Source organism: Actinomycetota bacterium, from assembly GCA_013152275.1.
In the GTDB taxonomy this organism is placed as follows: Bacteria; Actinomycetota; Acidimicrobiia; order Spongiisociales; family UBA4744; genus BMS3Bbin01.
On the sequence record JAADGS010000074.1, the window covers coordinates 51,595 to 69,325 of the forward strand.

A 17,731-nucleotide genomic window follows, 5' to 3' on the forward strand; every position below is an offset into this window, starting at 1 on the left:
GAGGTTGTCGTGGTCGGAGCCGCCTTCCCGAGGGTGACCTGTACGACCGTTGCGGGGTCGACCTCGTCGCCGGCGGTGATCGATTGGGAGACCACTTTGCCGTCCTGCTCGGGCCCCGTCTCCACCGTGGTTGCACTGACACTGAGCTGGAGCCCGACGGCTTCGAGTGCGGAGCGGGCCTGGTCTTGCGTCATGCCGGTGAGGTTGGGCACGGCAACCGGTTTCGGGCCCTGGGAGACGACCACGACGATCGTCGATCCTGCAGGGAGTGGCTCGCCCGCAGCAGGCTCGGTGCGGATCACGAGGCCTTCCGGCTGCTCGTCGGAGTATTCGTACTGGAACTTGGGAACGAGGCCCTCGTTGCCCAGGATGAATCCGACGTCACCCTCGGAGCGGCCTGGCAGCTGGGCAGGGATCGTGATGATCGCCGGTCCGTCGGAGACCGTGATGGTCACCACCGTACCGGGGGCGTGTTTCTCCCCAGGAGGCGGATCCTGCTCGATCACCTGGCCCTTCGGTGCGGTGGGATCGGGTCTGCTGACGGTCTTCACGACGAAACCGTTTTGGGCGATGAGGTCGATTGCGGTTGTCTTGGTCTCCCCGACCAGGGGAGGAACGGGGGAGGCTTTCAGACCGATCGAAACGAGTACCTTCACCAGAGAACCGGGATCCGTTTCCGTGAAAGCCGGGGGGTCCGTTCCGACGACCATGTTCTCAGGGACCGAGGAACTCTCGGTGTTCTCTGGAATGGCCGTGAACCCTGCCTTCTGAACTTCGATCATGGCGTCGGCCAACGTTCGGCCGGCGACATCCGGCACCGACGCGGTGACCGGCTCAGGCGGAGCGGAAGGGAGTTGCTGGAGGAGGAGAAAGATGCCCACTCCGAGAGCGACCAGCAGGGCGAATGCGGTGATGACGAACGGCAACTGGCTTCGCGGACCGCGGTCTTGCTGGACCTGTCGATAGACGCCGTCGGGGGAAGAAGTGGCAGGGGGAAGACCGACCGGAGGCATCATCTGGGTGGGAGCGTTCGAAGAGGCTGCACCGGGTGTCTCCCCGCCGAGAAACAGCAGAAGATCCTGTCGGATCTCTTCGGCGGTCTGATAGCGGGTATCCGGGTTCTTGTCGAGGGCGTGAAGGACGATGCGGTCCAGGTCCGGGGAAACGTCGGGATTGACGGCCGATGGTGCGGATACGGCGGTCGAAACATGCTGATAGGCGACCGAGACCGGGGAGTCTCCCGAGAAGGGGGGATGTCCTGCGAGCATCTCGTACAACACCACACCGAGCGAGTAGAGATCGGACCGTTCGTCTGCAGGGACGCCCTGTGCCTGCTCCGGAGAGAAGTACGTGGCGGTTCCGATCACCGCTCCGGTCTTTGTGAGCTCCGACGAGTCGTCCCAGGCGCGGGCGATCCCGAAATCGGTCACTTTCACCGTTCCGTCCGCGGTGAGCATGATGTTGCCCGGTTTGATGTCACGATGGACGACGCCGGCACGGTGGGCGACCGAGAGTGCTGCGGCAACCTCCGCCGCGATCTCGACGGCGCGACGGGGAAGGAGAGGCCCCTCCGCCCTGAGGACGTCGCGAACGGATCGTCCGTCGACCAGTTCCATGACGATGAAATACGTTCCGCCCTCCTGGCCCCAGTCGAAGATGCCGACGATGTTGGGATGGCTCAGGTTGGCAGCCGCCTGTGCCTCCCTGCGAAAACGCCGAACGAATGCCTCATCCGTTGCGTACTGGGAGTGGAGCATCTTGACCGCAACCCTGCGGCCGAGCAGGGTGTCACGGGCTTCGAACACGTCGGCCATGCCGCCTCTCGCCAGATGTGAGAGGAGCTCGTAGCGGTCGGCCAAGACGGTGTGTTCCATCATCCGTAGATTGTAGGGCCCGGCGTGTCAGGTGCGACCCTGGAGCCAGAAGTCCAGGATCTTCTGTGCTATCGGAGCGGCGACCGAACCGCCGGTGGCGTTCTCTCCCGCTCCCTCGACGAGCACGGCCAGCGCGATCGTGGGCTTCTCGACGGGGGCGAAGGCGATGAACCAGACGTCGGGTGATCCGGATGAGGTCTCGGCGGTGCCCGTCTTCCCGGCCACACGGATGTTCGGAACGGTTGCCTTCGTTCCCGTACCGGAGGCGACGACTCCCTCCATCATCTGGGCGACGATTGTGGCGGTCGCGGACGAGACGGTGCGGGACAAGAGTTCCGGAGTTCGTTCGGCGACGGTCGTTCCGGATGCGTCGACGACACGGCTGACGAGGTAGGGCTGCATCAGGAGCCCATTGTTGGCGATGGCGGCAGAGACCATCGCCATCTCGAACGGTGTTGCCCGGACATCACGCTGGCCGATCGCGCTCTGGGCGAGTGCGGGACCGTCGAGGTCGGCGGGATCGGGGAAGAAGGACGTCTGCACAGGCAGTTCGAATGCCGGTGGGGTGTCAAAGCCGAAAGACGTGGCGGTTTCGGCGAGTACGGTCGCTCCGAGGTCGAGGCCGAGCATCGCGAAGATCGTATTGCACGATTTCCGGAAGGCGACGTCGAGAGTGACATTCGTTCCGTCCACACACGGTCCCCGCTCGTAATTGCGGATCGTGCTCGTGGTGCCGGGAAGGGGAAACTCGGTCGGGTCGAGAAAGGTCGTGTCGGGGCCGGCAACACCGTTCTCGATCGCCGAAGCGGCAACGATGACCTTGAATGTCGATCCGGGAGGGTACGTCCGTCCGATGGCCCGGTTGGCCAACGGTTCATCGGGGTCGTCGAGAAGGATGCTCCGCGCAGCGGCAGCGTCCGGAGCGAGCATCGCTTCCGGATCGAAGGAGGGTGTCGACACCATGGCGAGGATCGTCCCCGTCGAGGGGTCGATTGCCACCACCGAGCCTTTGCGCTCGCCGAGCGCCTCGAACGCAGCCTTCTGGAGGCCGTCGTCGAGGGTGAGTTGCAGACTCTTGGGGCGGAGATCTCTTCCCATCAGAGCGGCGATCACGTCCGAAAGCGTGAGGTCCCGCCTCGACCTGAGATCTTCGGCGTAGACGCGTTCGAGGCCCTCGTCTCCAAACAGAAGCGACGAGTATCCGACGACCTGTGCGAACGCGGGACCCTCGGGATACGTTCGGGTGAACCGGGAAGGATCGTCCGGATCGGCGATCGAACGGGCAAGAACCGTGCCGTCGGCGGTGACGATCAGACCGCGTTCCTTGCCACTGATGCCGGCGGCGACCCGTGGGTTCAAAGGATTGTCCCGATACCGAGCGGTGTCGATGGCCTGGATGTAGGTGACGTTGAGAATCAGGAGAGCGAATGCGACGAACAGGACGGCTGCGACGCGACGGATCGGCCCATTCATGGCTGTTCCTCGTGGGAGACGCGGGCGAGGAGCGCCAGGATCAAGAAGTTTGCCACCAGTGAGGAGCCTCCATAGGACATGAACGGCAAGGTGATGCCGGTGAGGGGGAGCAGTCTGGTGACTCCGGCAATGATCAAGAAGGCCTGCAACCCGAGGACGAACGACAGGCCGAAGGCGAGAAGTTTGCGGAACAGGTCACGTGATCGGAGTGCGATACCGAATCCGACGGCGACGAGCAGCGCGAACATCGAGATGACGGCGACGCTTCCGGCGAGACCCAACTCTTCGCCGACTGCAGAGAAGATGAAATCGGTCCATGCCGCGGGAATCCGATCCGGGGTGCCGACCCCGAGTCCTGATCCGGAAAGGCTGCCGGACCCGAGGGCAAACAAGCTCTGAAGGATCTGATAACCGGCGTCTGCCGGATCAGCGAAAGGATGGAGCCAGGCCGAGATGCGGCGGGCGACGTACGGGAAAGCGACCGCGGCCCCGGCTGCTCCGACGAGAAAGAGTGACCCGCCGGTAACGAGATAGGCTTTTCGGTCCGTGGCCGCGTACAGCATGGAGATGAAGACGGCGAAGAGAAGCAGCGACGCACCGAGATCTCGCTGGAAGACGAGGATTCCGAAACTGGCGACCCATGCGAGAAGCAAGGGGATGAGGTGTCGTGGTTCGGGAATCGAGAACCTTCCAAGCCGACGAGTCGATGCTGCCAGTGCCGGGCGCCGCTCCGAAAGGTACGAGGCGAGGAAGATGACGAGGACGATCTTGGCGATCTCTCCCGGTTGGAAATTGAGCGTGAGAGGTCCGATGACCAGCGTTGTCCAGAGGCGGGATCCACCTGCAACGACCCCGCGAACGGGAAAACTCCAATTGGTCGGGAGCATCGGCAGGAGCAGAAGACCGACGGAGATCGTGAGAGACGTATAACGGTACCGACGTAGAGGGGCGATACCGGTGCGCCGGAGGGCGAACAACAACAGAGCCGCAAGAGCGGCGGCGATCAGCAGCCACCAGCGTTGGAGAGCGGCGAACCTTGGGCTGATCCGGTATATCTCGATGAATCCGAGGGAGGTGAGGATGGCGGCAAGGGGAAGGAGAAAGGGACTCGCTCCGGCGGACCAGCGGCGAATGGCGACGTGGAGAGAGCCGAAGGAGATGGCGAAAACGACGAAGGTCAGCGCAACTTGCGCATCGATGACACCACCCTGAGCCAGGTTGACCAGACCGACTCCCATCGAAGCGATGACCGTCGCTCCGACGAGGAGCGCGGCCTCGGCATCCCGGGTCACGGCCGTGTGTCGACGACGACGACGGTGATGTTGTCGTAACCACCGGCTGCGTTGGCAGCTTCGATCAGGCTCCACACCGCTTCGTCCGGTGTGCCGCCTGCCAACTTCGCTGCAATGTCGTCATCGGTGATCATCGAGCTCAGGCCGTCGGTGCAGAGCAGCAATCGGTCGCCTGGCTGGAGATCTTCGGTGAGTAGATCGACTTCCACGGATCTGGCGAGACCGAGGGCACGCGTCAACATGCTGCGCTGCGGATGGCGCGCGACGTCCTCCGGTCTGATCTTGCCGGCCGCGAGGTATTCGGCGACGACGGAGTGGTCGGTGGTGAGTTGGCGGAGCACGCCCGAGCGCAGGAGATAGGCGCGGCTGTCTCCAACGTGACCGATGGAAACTGTGCCGTCCGGATCGAGTTCGGCGATCGTGAGGGTGGTTCCCATGCCGGTGAGGCGAGGGTCCTCGTCGGCTGCGTCGACGATCGCGTTATTTGCGGCGGCGATTCGTTCCTCGAGACTACCGACTGTCGCAATGGCGACCTCGATGGCTTCGGATGAAGCGATCTCACCGGCAACGTGGCCGCCCATGCCATCGGCAACGGCGAAGATCGACCGAGTATCGGAGCTGCCACTGGTTTTGGGGTAGAGGCAATCTTCGTTATTCGTGCGCACTCGCCCTTGGTGGGTTCCGCTTGCCCAGGTGAAGGTCATCGCACCTCCATGACCGTGTTGCCTACTTGGATGGCGTCGCCTTTCGTAAGAGTGAGCGGTGTCCCTACCCTTCTTCCGTTCACGTAGGTCCCGTTCGTGCTTCCGAGGTCGTGTACGACGATACCTTCAGGTCGGCGGATCAGTCGAAGATGGAACTCGGATGCATACGCGTCTTCGAGGACGACATCTGCCTGTGGACTCCTCCCCAGCACGACGGAGCCATGGACGGTGATCCGCTCACCGGCTTGTGAGTCCGATCGAACGATAACGACTTCTTCGCCAGAACGTGTCCGAACTCGCCATCCTTGGACTCCGCCCAGGTGGGCGGTCACGGCCCGTGCGACCTGCCACACGAACAGATAGATGAACGCGAGAAAGATGAGCTTGAGGAGTGTGAGCAGCAGTGCCGGCACCTGTTCCTCCCTGGTGACCGTCGAACAATACCTGTCATGAGGACAACTCGGTGCGTGCTCGTGAAAGCATCGAGTCCATCTCGAACCGCGGTCATGGTGTTCGAAAGTCGAACGTGACCGGACCGAAGGATACGACGGCGCCGTCATCTATGGGGGTCGGCTTCGTGATCGCTCCGCCGTCTACGGAGGTTCCGTTGGCAGAGTTGAGGTCATTGATCCAGATACGCGCTCCTTCTCGCCAGATGAGCGCATGAAGGCGACTGGCGCCGACATCTGCGATTGAGACGTCACACTCCACGGACCGGCCGACGAGCACCCTGTTGTACATCAATGGAAAGGGCGCGCCCGACTGCGGCACGAGACGCCCCCACGGGGGGCGCGGTCCCGGCGCTCGTTCCGATCTGCAGGAGATCTCGGTCTTGGCCACCTGATCCGAGTGCTCGATAACGACACTGGCGGGTCCGTTGAGACGCCAGCCACGTTCCATCGCCGTCTCTTCGAGAAGGAGCTCCAGGTGCCGGGGAAGCGCGTCGGGCACCTGCTGGGCGGTGTGAAGGGTGAGGATGTAGCGGCTCGGGACGGCGGGCCCTGCCGGTTCCTGTTCGATGCCGAGATCGGCCTCTCGGAGGAGGCGAATCCCCAGCTCGGAGGGGTGTAGGGGACCTCCGAACATCACACCTGCGAGGCCATCGACGAGGCGTTCGATGCGCCGTTCCAGATTCCGGGCGGTTCCCACCGGGCCATTGTATTCGATACTCCGAAAGACGTTGTCGGCCGGTGTAGGAGCCGGTCTTGGAGGGAAGAGCCATCTGGCACCGTGCTACGATGCCGTGCCCGGGCGAGTGGCGGAATTGGCAGACGCGCAGGCTTCAGGTGCCTGTGAGCTCACGCTCGTGGGGGTTCAAGTCCCCCCTCGCCCACGACGTGTTTCCTAGCAGCGCCCCGCGGCGGCGCGGACGTCGACGCACCGCCGCAGTTCTGAGCATCCTGACCATGGTTGTCCTCGTATTCCTGGCAGCCGGTCGGTTGCGTAGCGACACGCGCGCCTCGATCGCCTATCTCGTCGAGGCAAACGCGGCGGTTACAGGCTATCGGGACCTGGCTCAGCGATTCCAGGGGCAGATCTTGATGAAGCTGCCGGTCGCTCAGCGTGAGGATGTCCAGCTCTTGATGGACCAGTACGTGGAGGATGCTGCAACTGAGGCGGCCGGGCTGAGGAAGATGAGCGAACCGGCATCGACCGCGGCGGCCGCGGCGGCGCTCGACCTCGCCTTGATCTCGTGGGAAGATGGATTGCGATCGTTTACGCCGGGCCTGTTTGCTGTCGTGGACCGTCCAAAGGCGGAGGCGTCGGTGGAGGAGCTGTCCACGGCGCTGGCCGAATTGCAGGTAGGTGACCTGGCCTATGAGCGGTTCCTGGATGCGGTTGAGGAGCTGGGAACGAAGATCGACCTTCCCGTCGAGTTCCCTGCGGTCGCCTTTCTTCCGGCAAAGCTGGGGGCACTTCGTCACGCAACGGGAATCATGGCCGTCGTGGAGAATGCACAAGGTATGGCGTTACGACGCGACCTCGAGATCTCCGCAGTGAAACTCGAACCACAAGAGGTGGGGACCGATGACAACGGAGACCTGATCCTTCCGGCCACGGAGTCGCTGTTGGTGCGGGCGAGTGTCGGCAACCTGGGAAATGAGAAGGAAAAAGACGTCCGGGTGTCGGTCACATTGCAGAGTTCCGATGGTTCGATCCTGTACCAGGAAACGACTGATCTGGGCAGTCTCGACCCGAGAGGCTCGACGACGGTGGACTTCTCTGCTCTGCCGGTGACTGCAGGCAAGCGCTACACGATCCTGGTCGCCGTCACCGTGCTCCCCGGTGATGTGGACACCGGCAACAACGTCCGCCAGATCAAGATTCGCGTGAACGAACCGTCTTGATACCTTCGTACCTCGTATCTCGTAGTTCGTAGTTCGTATTCCGCCGTCAGCTCTCGCTCCTGGGTAGTTGACACGCCATCCTCTCGCCGGCCGCTTGGGAAATGTCGGCTGTCGATCCGGCTTGCGCCGTTAGCATCTGATCCATGATCGACCCGGCGATTCTTCGTGAAGATCCAGACCGTCTCAGACGCTCGCTCGCACGCCGAGGCGTAGAGCTGAGTGTCGACGAACTCATAGAACTCGATCGCCGCAAGCGGTCGTTGCGTGCCGAGGCGGAGCAGATTCGTGCGAAACAGAAGGAGATGGGGAAGGAGATCTCTCGTCTCCAAGGGGAGGCGAAGCAGATGGCCATCGGCAAGGCGAAAGCACTCGCCGATGAGTATCAGCGGCTCCTCGCCTTGGCCGACGAGGCGGACGAACGATTCAACGAGTTGTGGGTGAGGGTTCCGAATTTGGCGCACGACTCGGTGCCTGACGGCTTCACCGACAAGGATGCCGTGGAAGTGAGGCGCTGGGGTGAGCCTCGCAACTTTGATTTCGAGACGCTGGATCATCAGGCTTTGGGTGAGGCGCTCGGACTGATCGACGTCGAGCGTGGAGTTCGCACGTCGGGCGCCCGGTTCGGGTATCTCAAAGGTCGGGCGGTCCTGCTCGAGATGGGTCTGGTTCGCTGGGCGATGGACATGGCCGTTGCAGAGGGTCTTACTCCGATGCTGCCACCGGTGCTGGTTCGAAGGGAGGCGCTGTTCGGAACAGGGTTCTTTCCCGACGATTCGGAGCAGGTGTACGCCGTGGAGAAGGACGACCTGTACCTGGTAGGCACGGCCGAGGTTCCTCTCGCCGCGTACCACGCCGGTGAGATTCTCGATGAGGAGATGCTCCCGGTTCGATACGCCGGTTTCTCGACGTGCTTTCGGCGCGAGGCGGGCACATACGGGAAAGACACGAGAGGGATCTTCCGAGTCCATCAGTTCGACAAACTGGAGATGTTCTCCTTCTGTCATCCGGATACTTCCTGGGAGGAGCACGAACGGCTGCTCGCATTCGAGGAACGGATCGTGCAGGGCCTCGAACTGCCGTACCGGGTGGTCAACATTCCCGTCGGAGATCTTGGTGCATCTGCCGCCAAGAAATACGATATCGAGGCGTGGTTCCCGTCGATGGGTCGGTATCGGGAGATCACATCGTGTTCCAATACGACAGACTTTCAGTCACGACGGCTGAAGATCCGTTTCCGATCTGACGCGGGAAATCGACTGGTACACACCCTGAACGGCACGGTCGTCGCGGTGGGACGAACGATCCTGGCGATTCTCGAGAACCATCAGCAGGCAGATGGAACGGTCAAGGTGCCCGCCGCTATCCGTCCCTATGTCGGGTTCGATGTGATCGGCCCGTGACCGAAGAGATCTTCTCTCGGATCGCCGGACGGTACGACCTTCTCAACCGTGTGCTGTCGTTCGGTCGTGAGCAGGCATGGCGGCGCTCAGGTGCCCGCTCTTTGCCGGAGGGCCGTGTCCTCGACCTCGGCGCGGGCACGGGTGCAGCCATGCCCGTATTCGGAGACCGTCAGGTCGTGGCGGTCGACCCGGTACCGCAGATGCTGGCGCTGAACCCGGCTTCGGCCAAAGTGGTGGCGGTGGGGGAGGCGCTGCCCTTCCGTGATGGGACCTTCGATGGAGTGCTCTCCGCGTATGTGTTCCGTAACCTGACATCGGTTCCCGATACCTTGAGGGAAGTGGCTCGCGTGTTGCGCCCTGGTGGAGCGCTCGTGGTGATCGGCCTCGGGCGGCCACGGGGACGGCGCTGGGCGACGGTCCATCGTATGGGGACTTCACTGGTCCTGCCTACGATCGGTGCGCTCGCCGGAGCCAGGGACGAGTACACGTATCTTCACCGGTCTCTGGACAAACTGCCGCCCCCCGAAGAGTTGTTTACCGAGGGCCCTCTGACCCTGGAACGCGTATGGCGGATGGGACCGCTCGGATTCGTCTACGGCGCGGTGCTTCGCAAGTAGACGGGAAGCATTCGGCGGGGATCAGAGATCGCCACGGAGCAGACCGTACTCCAGCAGGTCCGTCACGTGCCCTTCCTTCACGATGGCCTCACGCAGGCGGCCTTCGAGCCGGAACCCGCACTTCTCCAGGACGCGTGCCGACGCGGGGTTCCATCCGAAGACGGTCGCATACAGGCGGTTGACGGCAAAGGTGTCGAATACGTAACGGGTGAAGCGGCGCAGCGCTTCGGTCGCAACGCCTCGTCCCCAGACGTTCGGGGCGAGCCAGTACCCGACGTTTGCAGCGTGTTGCTGCTCGGCGGTCAGGAGGTGGGCGCCGATACCTCCGACGACGGCCGATTCCACGACGATGGCGAAGTTGAATTGCGGGTCGCCTTCCTGAGAGCATTTGGCGATCCAGTCGGCGGCGTCGTCGATCGTGTACGGGTGGGGGAAGAGGTCGGTCATGTTGCGCCAGATGCGCCGGTCGTTGGCGATGGCGGCAAGCCTGTCCCGATCGGTGCTCAGCCACGGCCTGAGGGTGCAGGAGCCCGTGTCCAGTTTCATCCACCCAGACTACCGGGCGTCAACGCGTCTCTGGCTGTTGGCCGACAGCCGTGGGCCGGGAACTGATCGTGCCCCTGCCGTCGACCGTCGGCCCGTCGGCGCTTTCCGGGTCGTTGGCTCCGGTCAGGCGACCCTGCGGCACCCAGGGCGGCCCGCTTAGGGCTGCTTCCTTCCGGACCTGACCCGGTTCACGGTGCCCTGCCGCGCAGGACCCAACGTTCAACACCACGTGCCCGGTGCTGCCCGAAAGGCAGATGGCCTCGGGCAGGGTATTCGGCCCCGCATGGAGAGGGTTTCGGGTTCAGGGCACCCCTAGCGCCCCGCCTAGCACGATCACCGGTGATGGTAATCGAGTCTGAAGGTTGCCAATTCGGCGCGGGTGGAGGGTCTCCGGTCGATCGAGTACGCCTCTGCCGACGCCGGCTCGTTCCTCGCCCAGCCCACTTCACCCCGAGCTGGAAGAGTGAGGCCCGTCGAGGGCAGGCGTCCAGCGGAGGGAGAGGGATTCGAACCCTCGAGGGCGTGGTAGCGCCCTACGGCATTTCGAGTGCCGCGCACTAGGCCAGACTATGCGATCCCTCCGGCAGCCAGAGATTGTACCGTTGCGGCACAGGGTTCCATCCTCTGTGAGAATGAGTACATGATTCGCTCTGAAGCAGGACTGCTCCGCACTGTCATCGTCCACCGACCTGGCCTCGAACTAGATCGGTTGACTCCTTCGAACAAGGACGAGTTGCTCTTCGACGAGCTGATATGGGTGGAGAAGGCTCAGAACGAACACGACGCCTTCGTCGCGACGATGATCATCGCAGGGGTCGATGTCCTCTATCTGACAAACCTCCTCGAAACGGTCCTGGCCGATGGCAACATCGCCGAAGCGTTCATCTCTGAGCAGGTCGGCGATGATCTGTGTGGACGCCGGCTGGCAGGCAAGGTGAGGGGACTTCTGACCGACCTGGACACCGGTGGGTTGGTGAACCATCTCATCGGGGGTGTGAGTTTCGGGGATGTCGGGGAGACCGACGGCCTGGTGGCGGCGTTACACGGACCTGATGACTTCGTGCTTGCCCCGATCCCCAACGCGGTGTTCATGCGGGATTCTTCCGTATGGGTCGGAGATGGCGTGATCTTGAGTCCGATGAATCGTATCGTCAGGCGGAGAGAGACGGCATTGTTGAAACTCGTGTATCAGCATCATCCGCGATTCGCCGGGGTGCCGATCTGGTTCGGAGACCGGCCAGGAGATCACTTTCCCGCTTCGGTCGAAGGGGGTGACATCCTCGTTGTCGGAGACCGAGGCTTGGCAGTCGGCATATCGGAACGGACGTCTCCATCGGGGGCAAGCGCGATGATCTCCAGACTGTTCGAAGAGGACGTCGTGGATCGGGTTCTGGCGGTGGAGTTGCCCAAGGGAAGGGCGACGATGCATCTCGATACGGTCGTGAGCATGGTCGATGGCGATGCCGTTGTGATATACCCGAGGATTCAGGCCCGTGTCCGGTGCTTCAGGGTGACTCCGGGGGAGGGCGGTTATCCGAAGACCCGGGAAGTCGCGGGTCTGGCAGAAGGGCTTGCATGGGCTGCCGGTATTCCCCGGATGCGAGTGATCGAACCGACGCTGAGGAAGGTGGAGGCCGATCGTGAACAGTGGAACGACGCCAACAACACGTTCGCGATTGCTCCGGGTGAGGTCGTCGCGTATGAGCGTAATGTGGTGACCAACCGGATTCTCGAGGACGCCGGGGTCATCGTGCACCGCATTCCGTCCTATGAACTGCCACGAGGGAGGGGCGGACCGAGATGCATGACGTGCCCGGTAGACAGAGAACCCGTTGCGGGGTGAACCGGTGTTGAGGTTGGGCCATCGAGCGAGGAGAGGTGAGCAGTGCGTCGGCTGATCGTTGTGGCGCTTGCCCTGGTAGGAGCGAGCTGTGTTGCAGGACCGACCGTGCAGCCGACCTCGACGGCGCCTCCGCCCGCGGTTCCTTCCTCGCGGGTGCCCGAGCCGACCTCGACGGCGCCGCTCCAGCCGATGCCGACGAGTGGTCCGGACAGCGGCCATGTGACCGCCTACTTCTTGTTGGATGACGGCGGTGAGGCCAACCGCCCCGGTCCATCGCTCGTGCCCGTCGATCGAATCGCCCCGGATGACGGCCTGGCTTCGGCGTTGCGCGTCCTCCTCGAAGGGCCATCGCCGGAAGAACGTGAAGCGGTGCCTGCGATGACTTCCGCGATTCCTGCCGGAACCGAGCTTCTCGATGTCTCGGTTGCCGACGAAGTGGCCACGGTGGATCTATCAGAAGGATTCGAGTCGGGCGGCGGGTCTTTCTCGGTCAAGGCGAGGCTTGCCCAGGTGGTGTTCACCGCGACCAGGTACGAGCATGTCAATTCGGTCATGTTCAAGCTGGACGGCGCGCCGGTAACTACGTTCTCCGACGAGGGTCTCGACCTGGAGGGAGTCCAGACTCGAGCGAATTATCTGGACGTCCTCCCGATGATCTTTGTTGATCATCCGACCTACGAGGGTGTCTTGGGGAATCCCGCCCATCTCGAAGGGATGGCCGCCGTGTTCGAAGCAACGTTTCAGGCGGCGATCAGGGATGCGAAAGGACGGATCATTGCGGAGCCGCCGTACCTGATGACCACCAACGGAGTGGGCTGGGGAACCTTCGGCATGACAGTCCCCTATGACGTCGATGAACCACAGTGGGGCAGCCTGATCGTGTGGGAGGATTCCGCGAGAGACGGTTCTCAGATCAACGTTCGCGAGTATCCGGTGTGGCTCACACCCACAGATAAGTGACAATCGTCGGCGCCCGTGGGCCGGTGAGAAGCCATCAGCGGAACGTCGCGTCGCTCGCCCCGCGGTTTTGCTTCGCATCATGACTGCGATGCAAAGCATGCAAGACGCGATCGAAGCGAGTTCCGGTCAGCGACGTGAACCGAAGAACTGTGACAAGAGCGTCGCGCTCTCGTCGGCCATGACTCCCGCCACGAGCTCGCATCGATGGTTGAGGCGGGCATCCTGGGGGATGTTGTAGAGGCTCCATGCCGCCCCGGCCTTCGGGTCGGGCGCCCCGTAGACGATCCGGTCGAGTCTGGCCCACACCGAGGCGCCCGCGCACATCGGACACGGTTCCAGTGTCACGACGAGCGTGTGCTCGTGCAGACGCCAGTCGCCCAGTTCTTGTGCTGCCGCCGAGATGACCAGCATCTCGGCGTGGGCGGTTGGGTCGGATCGTTCGAAGGTACGGTTGTGGTCGGCGGCGACGATTTCACCTGCCGAGTCGATGAGGACTGCTCCGACGGGGACGTCGCCGTGGGTCGGCGCCTTGGACGCTTCGGAGAGGGCGGCACGCATCGCAGCGTCGAATCCGGTGTTGGTCATCACCCCTACACTATGGGGATTCCGGAGGGATCGCATAGTCTGGCCTAGTGCGCACGCCTGGAAAGCGTGTAGGGGGTTCACGCTCCCTCGAGGGTTCAAATCCCTCTCCCTCCGCAAGGACGCCGAGTGGTCGCGCCGCTTCGTAGTTCGTACCGAGTACTTTGTACCGAGCGCGACGGCCCCGTCGTCGTGTTGGAGGGATGGCCGAGCGGACGAAGGCGGCAGTCTTGAAAACTGCTGAACCCCGTCAGGGGTTCCGTGGGTTCGAATCCCACTCCCTCCGCACGGTACCCTGTACCGAGTGCCACGCCGGCGAAGCCGGTGTGCTGGAGAGGTGGCCGAGCGGTCGAAGGCGCTCGCCTGCTAAGCGAGTAGGGGGCTAATACTCCCTCGAGGGTTCAAATCCCTCCCTCTCCGCCAAGAAGCCCGGCTTCTGCAGGGCTTCTCACGTGAGCCCGACGAATGTCGCCGCGGCCTCCGCGATCCGGGTTGCGGCCTCCAGGGCATCCTGCTCGACGTCCATCACCGAGTCGTCTGGACCAAGATGTGCGCGGAGATCGACGTAGATCTTCAGTTTCGGCTCGGTTCCACTCGGTCGAATCAGGACTCTGGCATCGCCGTCGAGGTCGAGAGCGACGAGGGGGGTCGCTCCCAGCCAGCGGGGTCTGCGGTCGGCTCCGACGCGGAAGTCTGTTGCTCGGAGCACTGTTCGGCCGTCGAGTTGATCGGGGACCCGCTCCTCGAGCAGCGCCATCGCCGCTTCGATGTCGGCGATGCCTTCCGCTCCCGGGCGTACGATGCTCTTCTGGGTGCTCACCCACAGGCCGTGATTGCGATACAGGCGTTCCAACCGGTCGAGCACCGTGATGCCTTCTGCATGACAGGCGGATGCCAGGTCCGCGAACACGACGGCTGCGCTGATGCCGTCCTTGTCACGCACGGCGTGTCCCACCGAATAACCGAGTGCCTCTTCATACCCGAAGGCAAAGCGGCCGGTGCCCGCCGCTTCGAGGTCGAGAGCAGCATTCCAGATCCACTTGAAGCCGGTGAGTGTCTGATCGAAATAGGCACCGTGGCGCTGTGCAATCGAGGAGAGCATCGGTGAGGAGACGATGCTCTCGATCACGATCGGGCGATGATCCGGGTCCGACCAGTGCTCGAGTACGTAGTCGGCCAGCAGACAGCCGATCTGGTTGCCGGTGAGCCCGCTCCAAGTCCCGATGGAGGGGAGGGCGACGGCGAGACGGTCGGCGTCCGGATCGTTGGAGAGGATGATGTCGGCGTCGGTGCGTTCCGCCAGGGCGATCGCGAGATCGAGTGCTCCGGGTTCCTCCGGGTTGGGGAAATGCGTCGTTGGGAAATGTCCGTCGGGTTCGACCTGTTCGGGGACCGGGATCACACGCCGATAGCCGGCTCGATGCATCGCCTTTTCGAAGAAACGCCAGCCCACGCCGTGCATCGGCGTGTAGACAATCCGCAGGTCCTGTTCCGCTTGCGCGTTGCCACGAGCGTTTTCGAGATCCGTCAGGTAGCGGTCGAGGAGATCGTCGGGGATGCGCTTGACGCCGTCCGCATGGAACGGGTCGTCGTGACGGGGCACCTCGACGGCAGGCCCGACGCGGTCGATCGCCGCGGCGATCTCCGTGTCGGTCGGCGGCACGATCTGCACGGCGTTGGGTGCGTACACCTTGTAGCCGTTGTAGTCGGCCGGATTGTGACTCGCAGTGATGATGATCCCGGCCTGCGCGCCGAGCACGCGAGCTGCGTATGCGACGATCGGAGTCGCGACTGGGGCGTCGAAATACTGGATGGGGATTCCGGCTGCCGCCAGAACGGCGATCGTGTCTTCGAGGAATTGTGGGCTGGAGAGTCGAGCGTCCCTGCCGACGACGACCAGGCCCGGGTTGTTCGCGAGGACGTGGTCGGCGACGCCACGGGTTGCCCGGATGATGACGGCGCGATTCATCCGGTTGGAGCCGGCGCCGACGATGCCCCGCAGTCCGGCCGTGCCGAATTGGAGAGTGCCCTGCATACGATCCGCGAGGTCGTCGAAGTCGCCGGAGTCGATCACGGCCTGAAGCTCTTTACGGGTCGCCGGATCAGGGTCACCGGCGATCCAAGCGGCGGCAGCGTCGAGGAGATCGTTGATGGTGGTCATGGCCATAGCGTACCTACCCGTTCTCGTGACGCTTGATGGGGATTATTCCTGTGAAACGTCACGAGAACGGGAAGTTTCCGTTTTCGGTCGGTCCGACTACCTTTACGGGTGCTTCCAAAGCATGCGCCCGTAGCTCAATTTGGATAGAGCGTCTGACTACGGATCAGAAGGTTGGGGGTTCGAGTCCCTCCGGGCGTGCCGCCGGAATCCCCTGTGATCACAGGGGATTTCGTCTATTCGGCTGTGAGCGCCACAACGTCTGGTCCGCATTTGGTCCGCATTTGGTCCGCGAGAGCCTGACTCCGCACCGCATCCAATGCTGTCGCCAAGGTCTCCAAATCGGACGGAAACAGGTGCCCGTATCGGTCCATCGTCACCGAGATCGACGAATGACCAAGGTGAACCTGGATGGCCTTCGGGTGCGCTCCCTGGGCGATGAGCAAAGATGCGCACGTGTGTCTCAAGTCGTGAATCCGGAGTCCATCGGGGAGACCCGCGCCAGCCACCGCCTTGTACCAGACCTGGCGACGGAAGTTGGAGTTGCGGAGTGGCTGTCCTTGCAGCGACGTGAAGACCAGCGCATCGGGATGCTCGTCCACCCGGTGGGCGAGGTGTTCAGCCAAGAGGTCACGGAGGAAGCTGGGGACCACGACCATCCGCGTTCGGTACGTCTTTGTGGAGCCAAAGAAAATCTTGCCCCGGGCCTCTGACAAGGACTCGGCTACCTCGATGCGTGATCTCAGTAGTTGGCACCGCTTGCGACGTAGCGCTGCCGCCTCACCCCATCGGAGTCCCCCGTAGGCCAGCAGATACACAAGCGTGGCATAGGGCTCCCGAATCTCGAGCGCAAGACGCTCAACTTCCTCGGCCGACAAGAAGAGCATCTCAGGATCGGCCTGGCGGGCGACTTTCACCCCAGTCACAGGGTTGGCGACCAGGTAGCCGGTTTCGACAGCCAGCTTGAGCATGCTGTTGAGCACCTGCCGAGCCTGTCGCATCCCAGAGTGGCCGAGACCGGAGGCCTGGAGATCGGCCACCCATTCCTCGACCGCCATACGGTCGACGTGACGCAGCTCGAAACCTCCGAAGGTGGGCAGCACATGAGCGCGCAAGTTGGACTCGTAGCCGACAAGAGTCTTCGGTTTGAGGTGGGCCTTGGTGCGGAGCCACCGGTCGGACCATTCGGCGACCGTCGTCTTGGAGAGTCGGGGGTCTGTCCACTCGCCTCTTAGTTTGTCGGCCTCCACGATGACCGAGAATCGATCGGCATCCGACTTTCGGAGAAAGCTCCGGGCTCGTTCTCGACCTGTTGGATCTCGGTAACGCACCTGCCACGGGTGGCGCCTCCCGGGTCGGTGTTGGATATGGGCCACCTTTCGTACCTCTTTCCTCGTCCTTGTTAATCAAAGCGCATCTGTCATGGCCGCGTCGTGGTTAGGTGTGCTCGCAAATGGATGGCGCATTCCGTCAACGTACTCTTTCCAGGAGCTGGTTGTTGATCCACTCCTCGATGTCGCTCCAGCGGTAGCGAAGATGCTTGCCGGCGCGAAAGCCGAGGGGTCCTTCTCGGCGGTAGCGCCAGGCGTAGATCGTTGCGATGGGGACCTCGAGGTAGTCGGCGAGTTCTTGGGCTGAGAGCAGCGGATCGAGGTTGTTCATGGCCCGAGTGTGCGGTGGGACCCTTTCATCTCGATGCCATTTGAGTGTCAACAGGCCTGTCATCCGGATGCTATTTCGGCTATTTCCCCTGGTCAGCGGCCTTCTTGGAGATGTTCGCGGCCGGTGCACCCCGGGTTACTCCGTGGCTGTCGACGGTGTTTGTACCGGGGTGATGTGTGACACCTTGTACTTGGATCTTATGTGACACTTCTTCGTCGTCGTGGGGGTTGTCGTCCTCGTTGTTTGGGTTGGTAGTACCGGTCGGGGTTGAT

General features: G+C 62.9%; 16 protein-coding genes, 6 tRNA genes and 1 other RNA gene. 10 read left to right on the forward strand and 13 right to left on the reverse strand.

What is annotated here, in order from left to right:
- The 6 genes from pknB to GXP34_12395 form a co-directional block, all read right to left on the reverse strand.
- Nucleotides 1-1,877, reverse strand: a 1,877-nt coding sequence (gene pknB, locus GXP34_12370; GenBank protein NOY56766.1) for a Stk1 family PASTA domain-containing Ser/Thr kinase, incomplete at its 3' end; no start/stop codon positions are given.
- A 24-nt stretch (nt 1,878-1,901) separates the two neighbouring features.
- Nucleotides 1,902-3,347 carry a penicillin-binding protein 2 gene (locus GXP34_12375; GenBank protein NOY56767.1) on the reverse strand — a complete coding sequence of 482 codons (1,446 nt, stop codon included), beginning with the start codon at nt 3,345-3,347 and terminating at the stop codon, nt 1,902-1,904.
- Nucleotides 3,344-4,639, reverse strand: a complete 1,296-nt coding sequence (locus tag GXP34_12380; GenBank protein ID NOY56768.1) for an FtsW/RodA/SpoVE family cell cycle protein — start codon at nt 4,637-4,639, stop codon at nt 3,344-3,346. The genes GXP34_12375 and GXP34_12380 overlap by 4 nt, the downstream gene beginning before the upstream one ends.
- Nucleotides 4,636-5,343 (reverse strand): serine/threonine-protein phosphatase, encoded by a 708-nt coding sequence (locus GXP34_12385; protein NOY56769.1) that lies wholly within the window; start codon nt 5,341-5,343, stop codon nt 4,636-4,638. Before GXP34_12385 ends, GXP34_12380 begins: the two co-directional genes overlap by 4 nt.
- Nucleotides 5,340-5,756, reverse strand: a complete 417-nt coding sequence (locus tag GXP34_12390; protein NOY56770.1) for an FHA domain-containing protein — start codon at nt 5,754-5,756, stop codon at nt 5,340-5,342. Before GXP34_12390 ends, GXP34_12385 begins: the two co-directional genes overlap by 4 nt.
- Before the next feature lie 91 nt (nt 5,757-5,847).
- Complete coding sequence (locus GXP34_12395; protein ID NOY56771.1) at nt 5,848-6,492, reverse strand: DUF3662 domain-containing protein; 645 nt, start codon at nt 6,490-6,492, stop codon at nt 5,848-5,850.
- 100 nt (nt 6,493-6,592) lie between these two features.
- On the opposite strand from GXP34_12395, the gene GXP34_12400 reads away from it, so the two are divergent.
- The 4 genes from GXP34_12400 (at nt 6,593) to GXP34_12415 (ending at nt 9,708) form a co-directional block, all read left to right on the forward strand.
- Nucleotides 6,593-6,676: transfer RNA gene (locus GXP34_12400), tRNA-Leu, on the forward strand.
- A 73-nt stretch (nt 6,677-6,749) separates the two neighbouring features.
- Nucleotides 6,750-7,691 (forward strand): hypothetical protein, encoded by a 942-nt coding sequence (locus GXP34_12405; GenBank protein NOY56772.1) that lies wholly within the window; start codon nt 6,750-6,752, stop codon nt 7,689-7,691.
- 143 nt (nt 7,692-7,834) lie between these two features.
- Nucleotides 7,835-9,091, forward strand: a complete 1,257-nt coding sequence (gene serS, locus GXP34_12410; protein ID NOY56773.1) for a serine--tRNA ligase — start codon at nt 7,835-7,837, stop codon at nt 9,089-9,091.
- The gene (locus tag GXP34_12415) at nt 9,088-9,708 is read left to right on the forward strand and encodes a class I SAM-dependent methyltransferase (GenBank protein NOY56774.1); all 621 of its coding nucleotides are present in this window, start codon (nt 9,088-9,090) and stop codon (nt 9,706-9,708) included. Before serS ends, GXP34_12415 begins: the two co-directional genes overlap by 4 nt.
- A 21-nt stretch (nt 9,709-9,729) precedes the next feature.
- On the opposite strand, the gene GXP34_12420 is transcribed toward GXP34_12415, so the two are convergent.
- From GXP34_12420 to GXP34_12430, 3 genes are all read right to left on the reverse strand, one after another.
- Nucleotides 9,730-10,254, reverse strand: a complete 525-nt coding sequence (locus GXP34_12420) for a GNAT family N-acetyltransferase (GenBank protein NOY56775.1) — start codon at nt 10,252-10,254, stop codon at nt 9,730-9,732.
- A gap of 66 nt (nt 10,255-10,320) precedes the next feature.
- Nucleotides 10,321-10,587: signal recognition particle sRNA large type (ffs, locus tag GXP34_12425), an RNA gene on the reverse strand.
- A 158-nt stretch (nt 10,588-10,745) separates the two neighbouring features.
- Nucleotides 10,746-10,836, reverse strand: a tRNA-Ser gene (locus tag GXP34_12430).
- 58 nt (nt 10,837-10,894) lie between these two features.
- Here GXP34_12430 and GXP34_12435 point away from each other — a divergent pair.
- Entirely contained in the window at nt 10,895-12,097 is a 1,203-nt protein-coding gene (locus GXP34_12435) for an arginine deiminase (protein ID NOY56776.1), read from the forward strand.
- A 42-nt stretch (nt 12,098-12,139) separates the two neighbouring features.
- Nucleotides 12,140-13,057 (forward strand): spore gernimation protein, encoded by a 918-nt coding sequence (locus GXP34_12440; protein NOY56777.1) that lies wholly within the window; start codon nt 12,140-12,142, stop codon nt 13,055-13,057.
- 126 nt (nt 13,058-13,183) lie between these two features.
- Here GXP34_12440 and GXP34_12445 read toward each other — a convergent pair whose 3' ends face one another.
- Nucleotides 13,184-13,615 (reverse strand): nucleoside deaminase, encoded by a 432-nt coding sequence (locus tag GXP34_12445; GenBank protein ID NOY56778.1) that lies wholly within the window; start codon nt 13,613-13,615, stop codon nt 13,184-13,186.
- 50 nt (nt 13,616-13,665) lie between these two features.
- On the opposite strand from GXP34_12445, the gene GXP34_12450 reads away from it, so the two are divergent.
- The 3 genes from GXP34_12450 (at nt 13,666) to GXP34_12460 (ending at nt 14,062) form a co-directional block, all read left to right on the forward strand.
- Nucleotides 13,666-13,756: transfer RNA gene (locus GXP34_12450), tRNA-Ser, on the forward strand.
- 80 nt (nt 13,757-13,836) lie between these two features.
- A tRNA-Ser gene (locus GXP34_12455) sits at nt 13,837-13,925 on the forward strand.
- A 45-nt stretch (nt 13,926-13,970) separates the two neighbouring features.
- Nucleotides 13,971-14,062, forward strand: a tRNA-Ser gene (locus GXP34_12460).
- A 25-nt stretch (nt 14,063-14,087) separates the two neighbouring features.
- Here GXP34_12460 and GXP34_12465 read toward each other — a convergent pair.
- Nucleotides 14,088-15,800 (reverse strand): phospho-sugar mutase, encoded by a 1,713-nt coding sequence (locus tag GXP34_12465; protein NOY56779.1) that lies wholly within the window; start codon nt 15,798-15,800, stop codon nt 14,088-14,090.
- 123 nt (nt 15,801-15,923) lie between these two features.
- On the opposite strand from GXP34_12465, the gene GXP34_12470 reads away from it, so the two are divergent.
- Nucleotides 15,924-15,998 (forward strand) — tRNA-Arg (locus GXP34_12470).
- 35 nt (nt 15,999-16,033) lie between these two features.
- Here GXP34_12470 and GXP34_12475 read toward each other — a convergent pair.
- On the reverse strand, nt 16,034-17,047 hold the full coding sequence (locus GXP34_12475; protein ID NOY56780.1) for a site-specific integrase: 1,014 nt from the start codon (nt 17,045-17,047) through the stop codon (nt 16,034-16,036).
- Nucleotides 17,048-17,267: 220 nt separating this feature from the next.
- Entirely contained in the window at nt 17,268-17,459 is a 192-nt protein-coding gene (locus tag GXP34_12480; protein NOY56781.1) for a helix-turn-helix domain-containing protein, read from the reverse strand.
- Nucleotides 17,460-17,731 lie beyond the last annotated feature (272 nt).

Excerpts from the sequence above, each read along its gene's own strand:
- GXP34_12375 (NOY56767.1), bottom strand. The coding sequence starts at position 3,347 with ATGAATGGGCCGATCCGTCGCGTCGCAGCCGTCCTGTTCGTCGCATTC.
- GXP34_12385 (NOY56769.1), bottom strand. The coding sequence starts at position 5,343 with ATGACCTTCACCTGGGCAAGCGGAACCCACCAAGGGCGAGTGCGCACG.
- GXP34_12405 (NOY56772.1), top strand. The coding sequence starts at position 6,750 with ATGGTTGTCCTCGTATTCCTGGCAGCCGGTCGGTTGCGTAGCGACACG.
- serS (NOY56773.1), top strand. The coding sequence starts at position 7,835 with ATGATCGACCCGGCGATTCTTCGTGAAGATCCAGACCGTCTCAGACGC.
- GXP34_12420 (NOY56775.1), bottom strand. The coding sequence starts at position 10,254 with ATGAAACTGGACACGGGCTCCTGCACCCTCAGGCCGTGGCTGAGCACC.
- GXP34_12435 (NOY56776.1), top strand. The coding sequence starts at position 10,895 with ATGATTCGCTCTGAAGCAGGACTGCTCCGCACTGTCATCGTCCACCGA.
- GXP34_12445 (NOY56778.1), bottom strand. The coding sequence starts at position 13,615 with ATGCGTGCCGCCCTCTCCGAAGCGTCCAAGGCGCCGACCCACGGCGAC.
- GXP34_12465 (NOY56779.1), bottom strand. The coding sequence starts at position 15,800 with ATGACCACCATCAACGATCTCCTCGACGCTGCCGCCGCTTGGATCGCC.
- GXP34_12480 (NOY56781.1), bottom strand. The coding sequence starts at position 17,459 with ATGAACAACCTCGATCCGCTGCTCTCAGCCCAAGAACTCGCCGACTAC.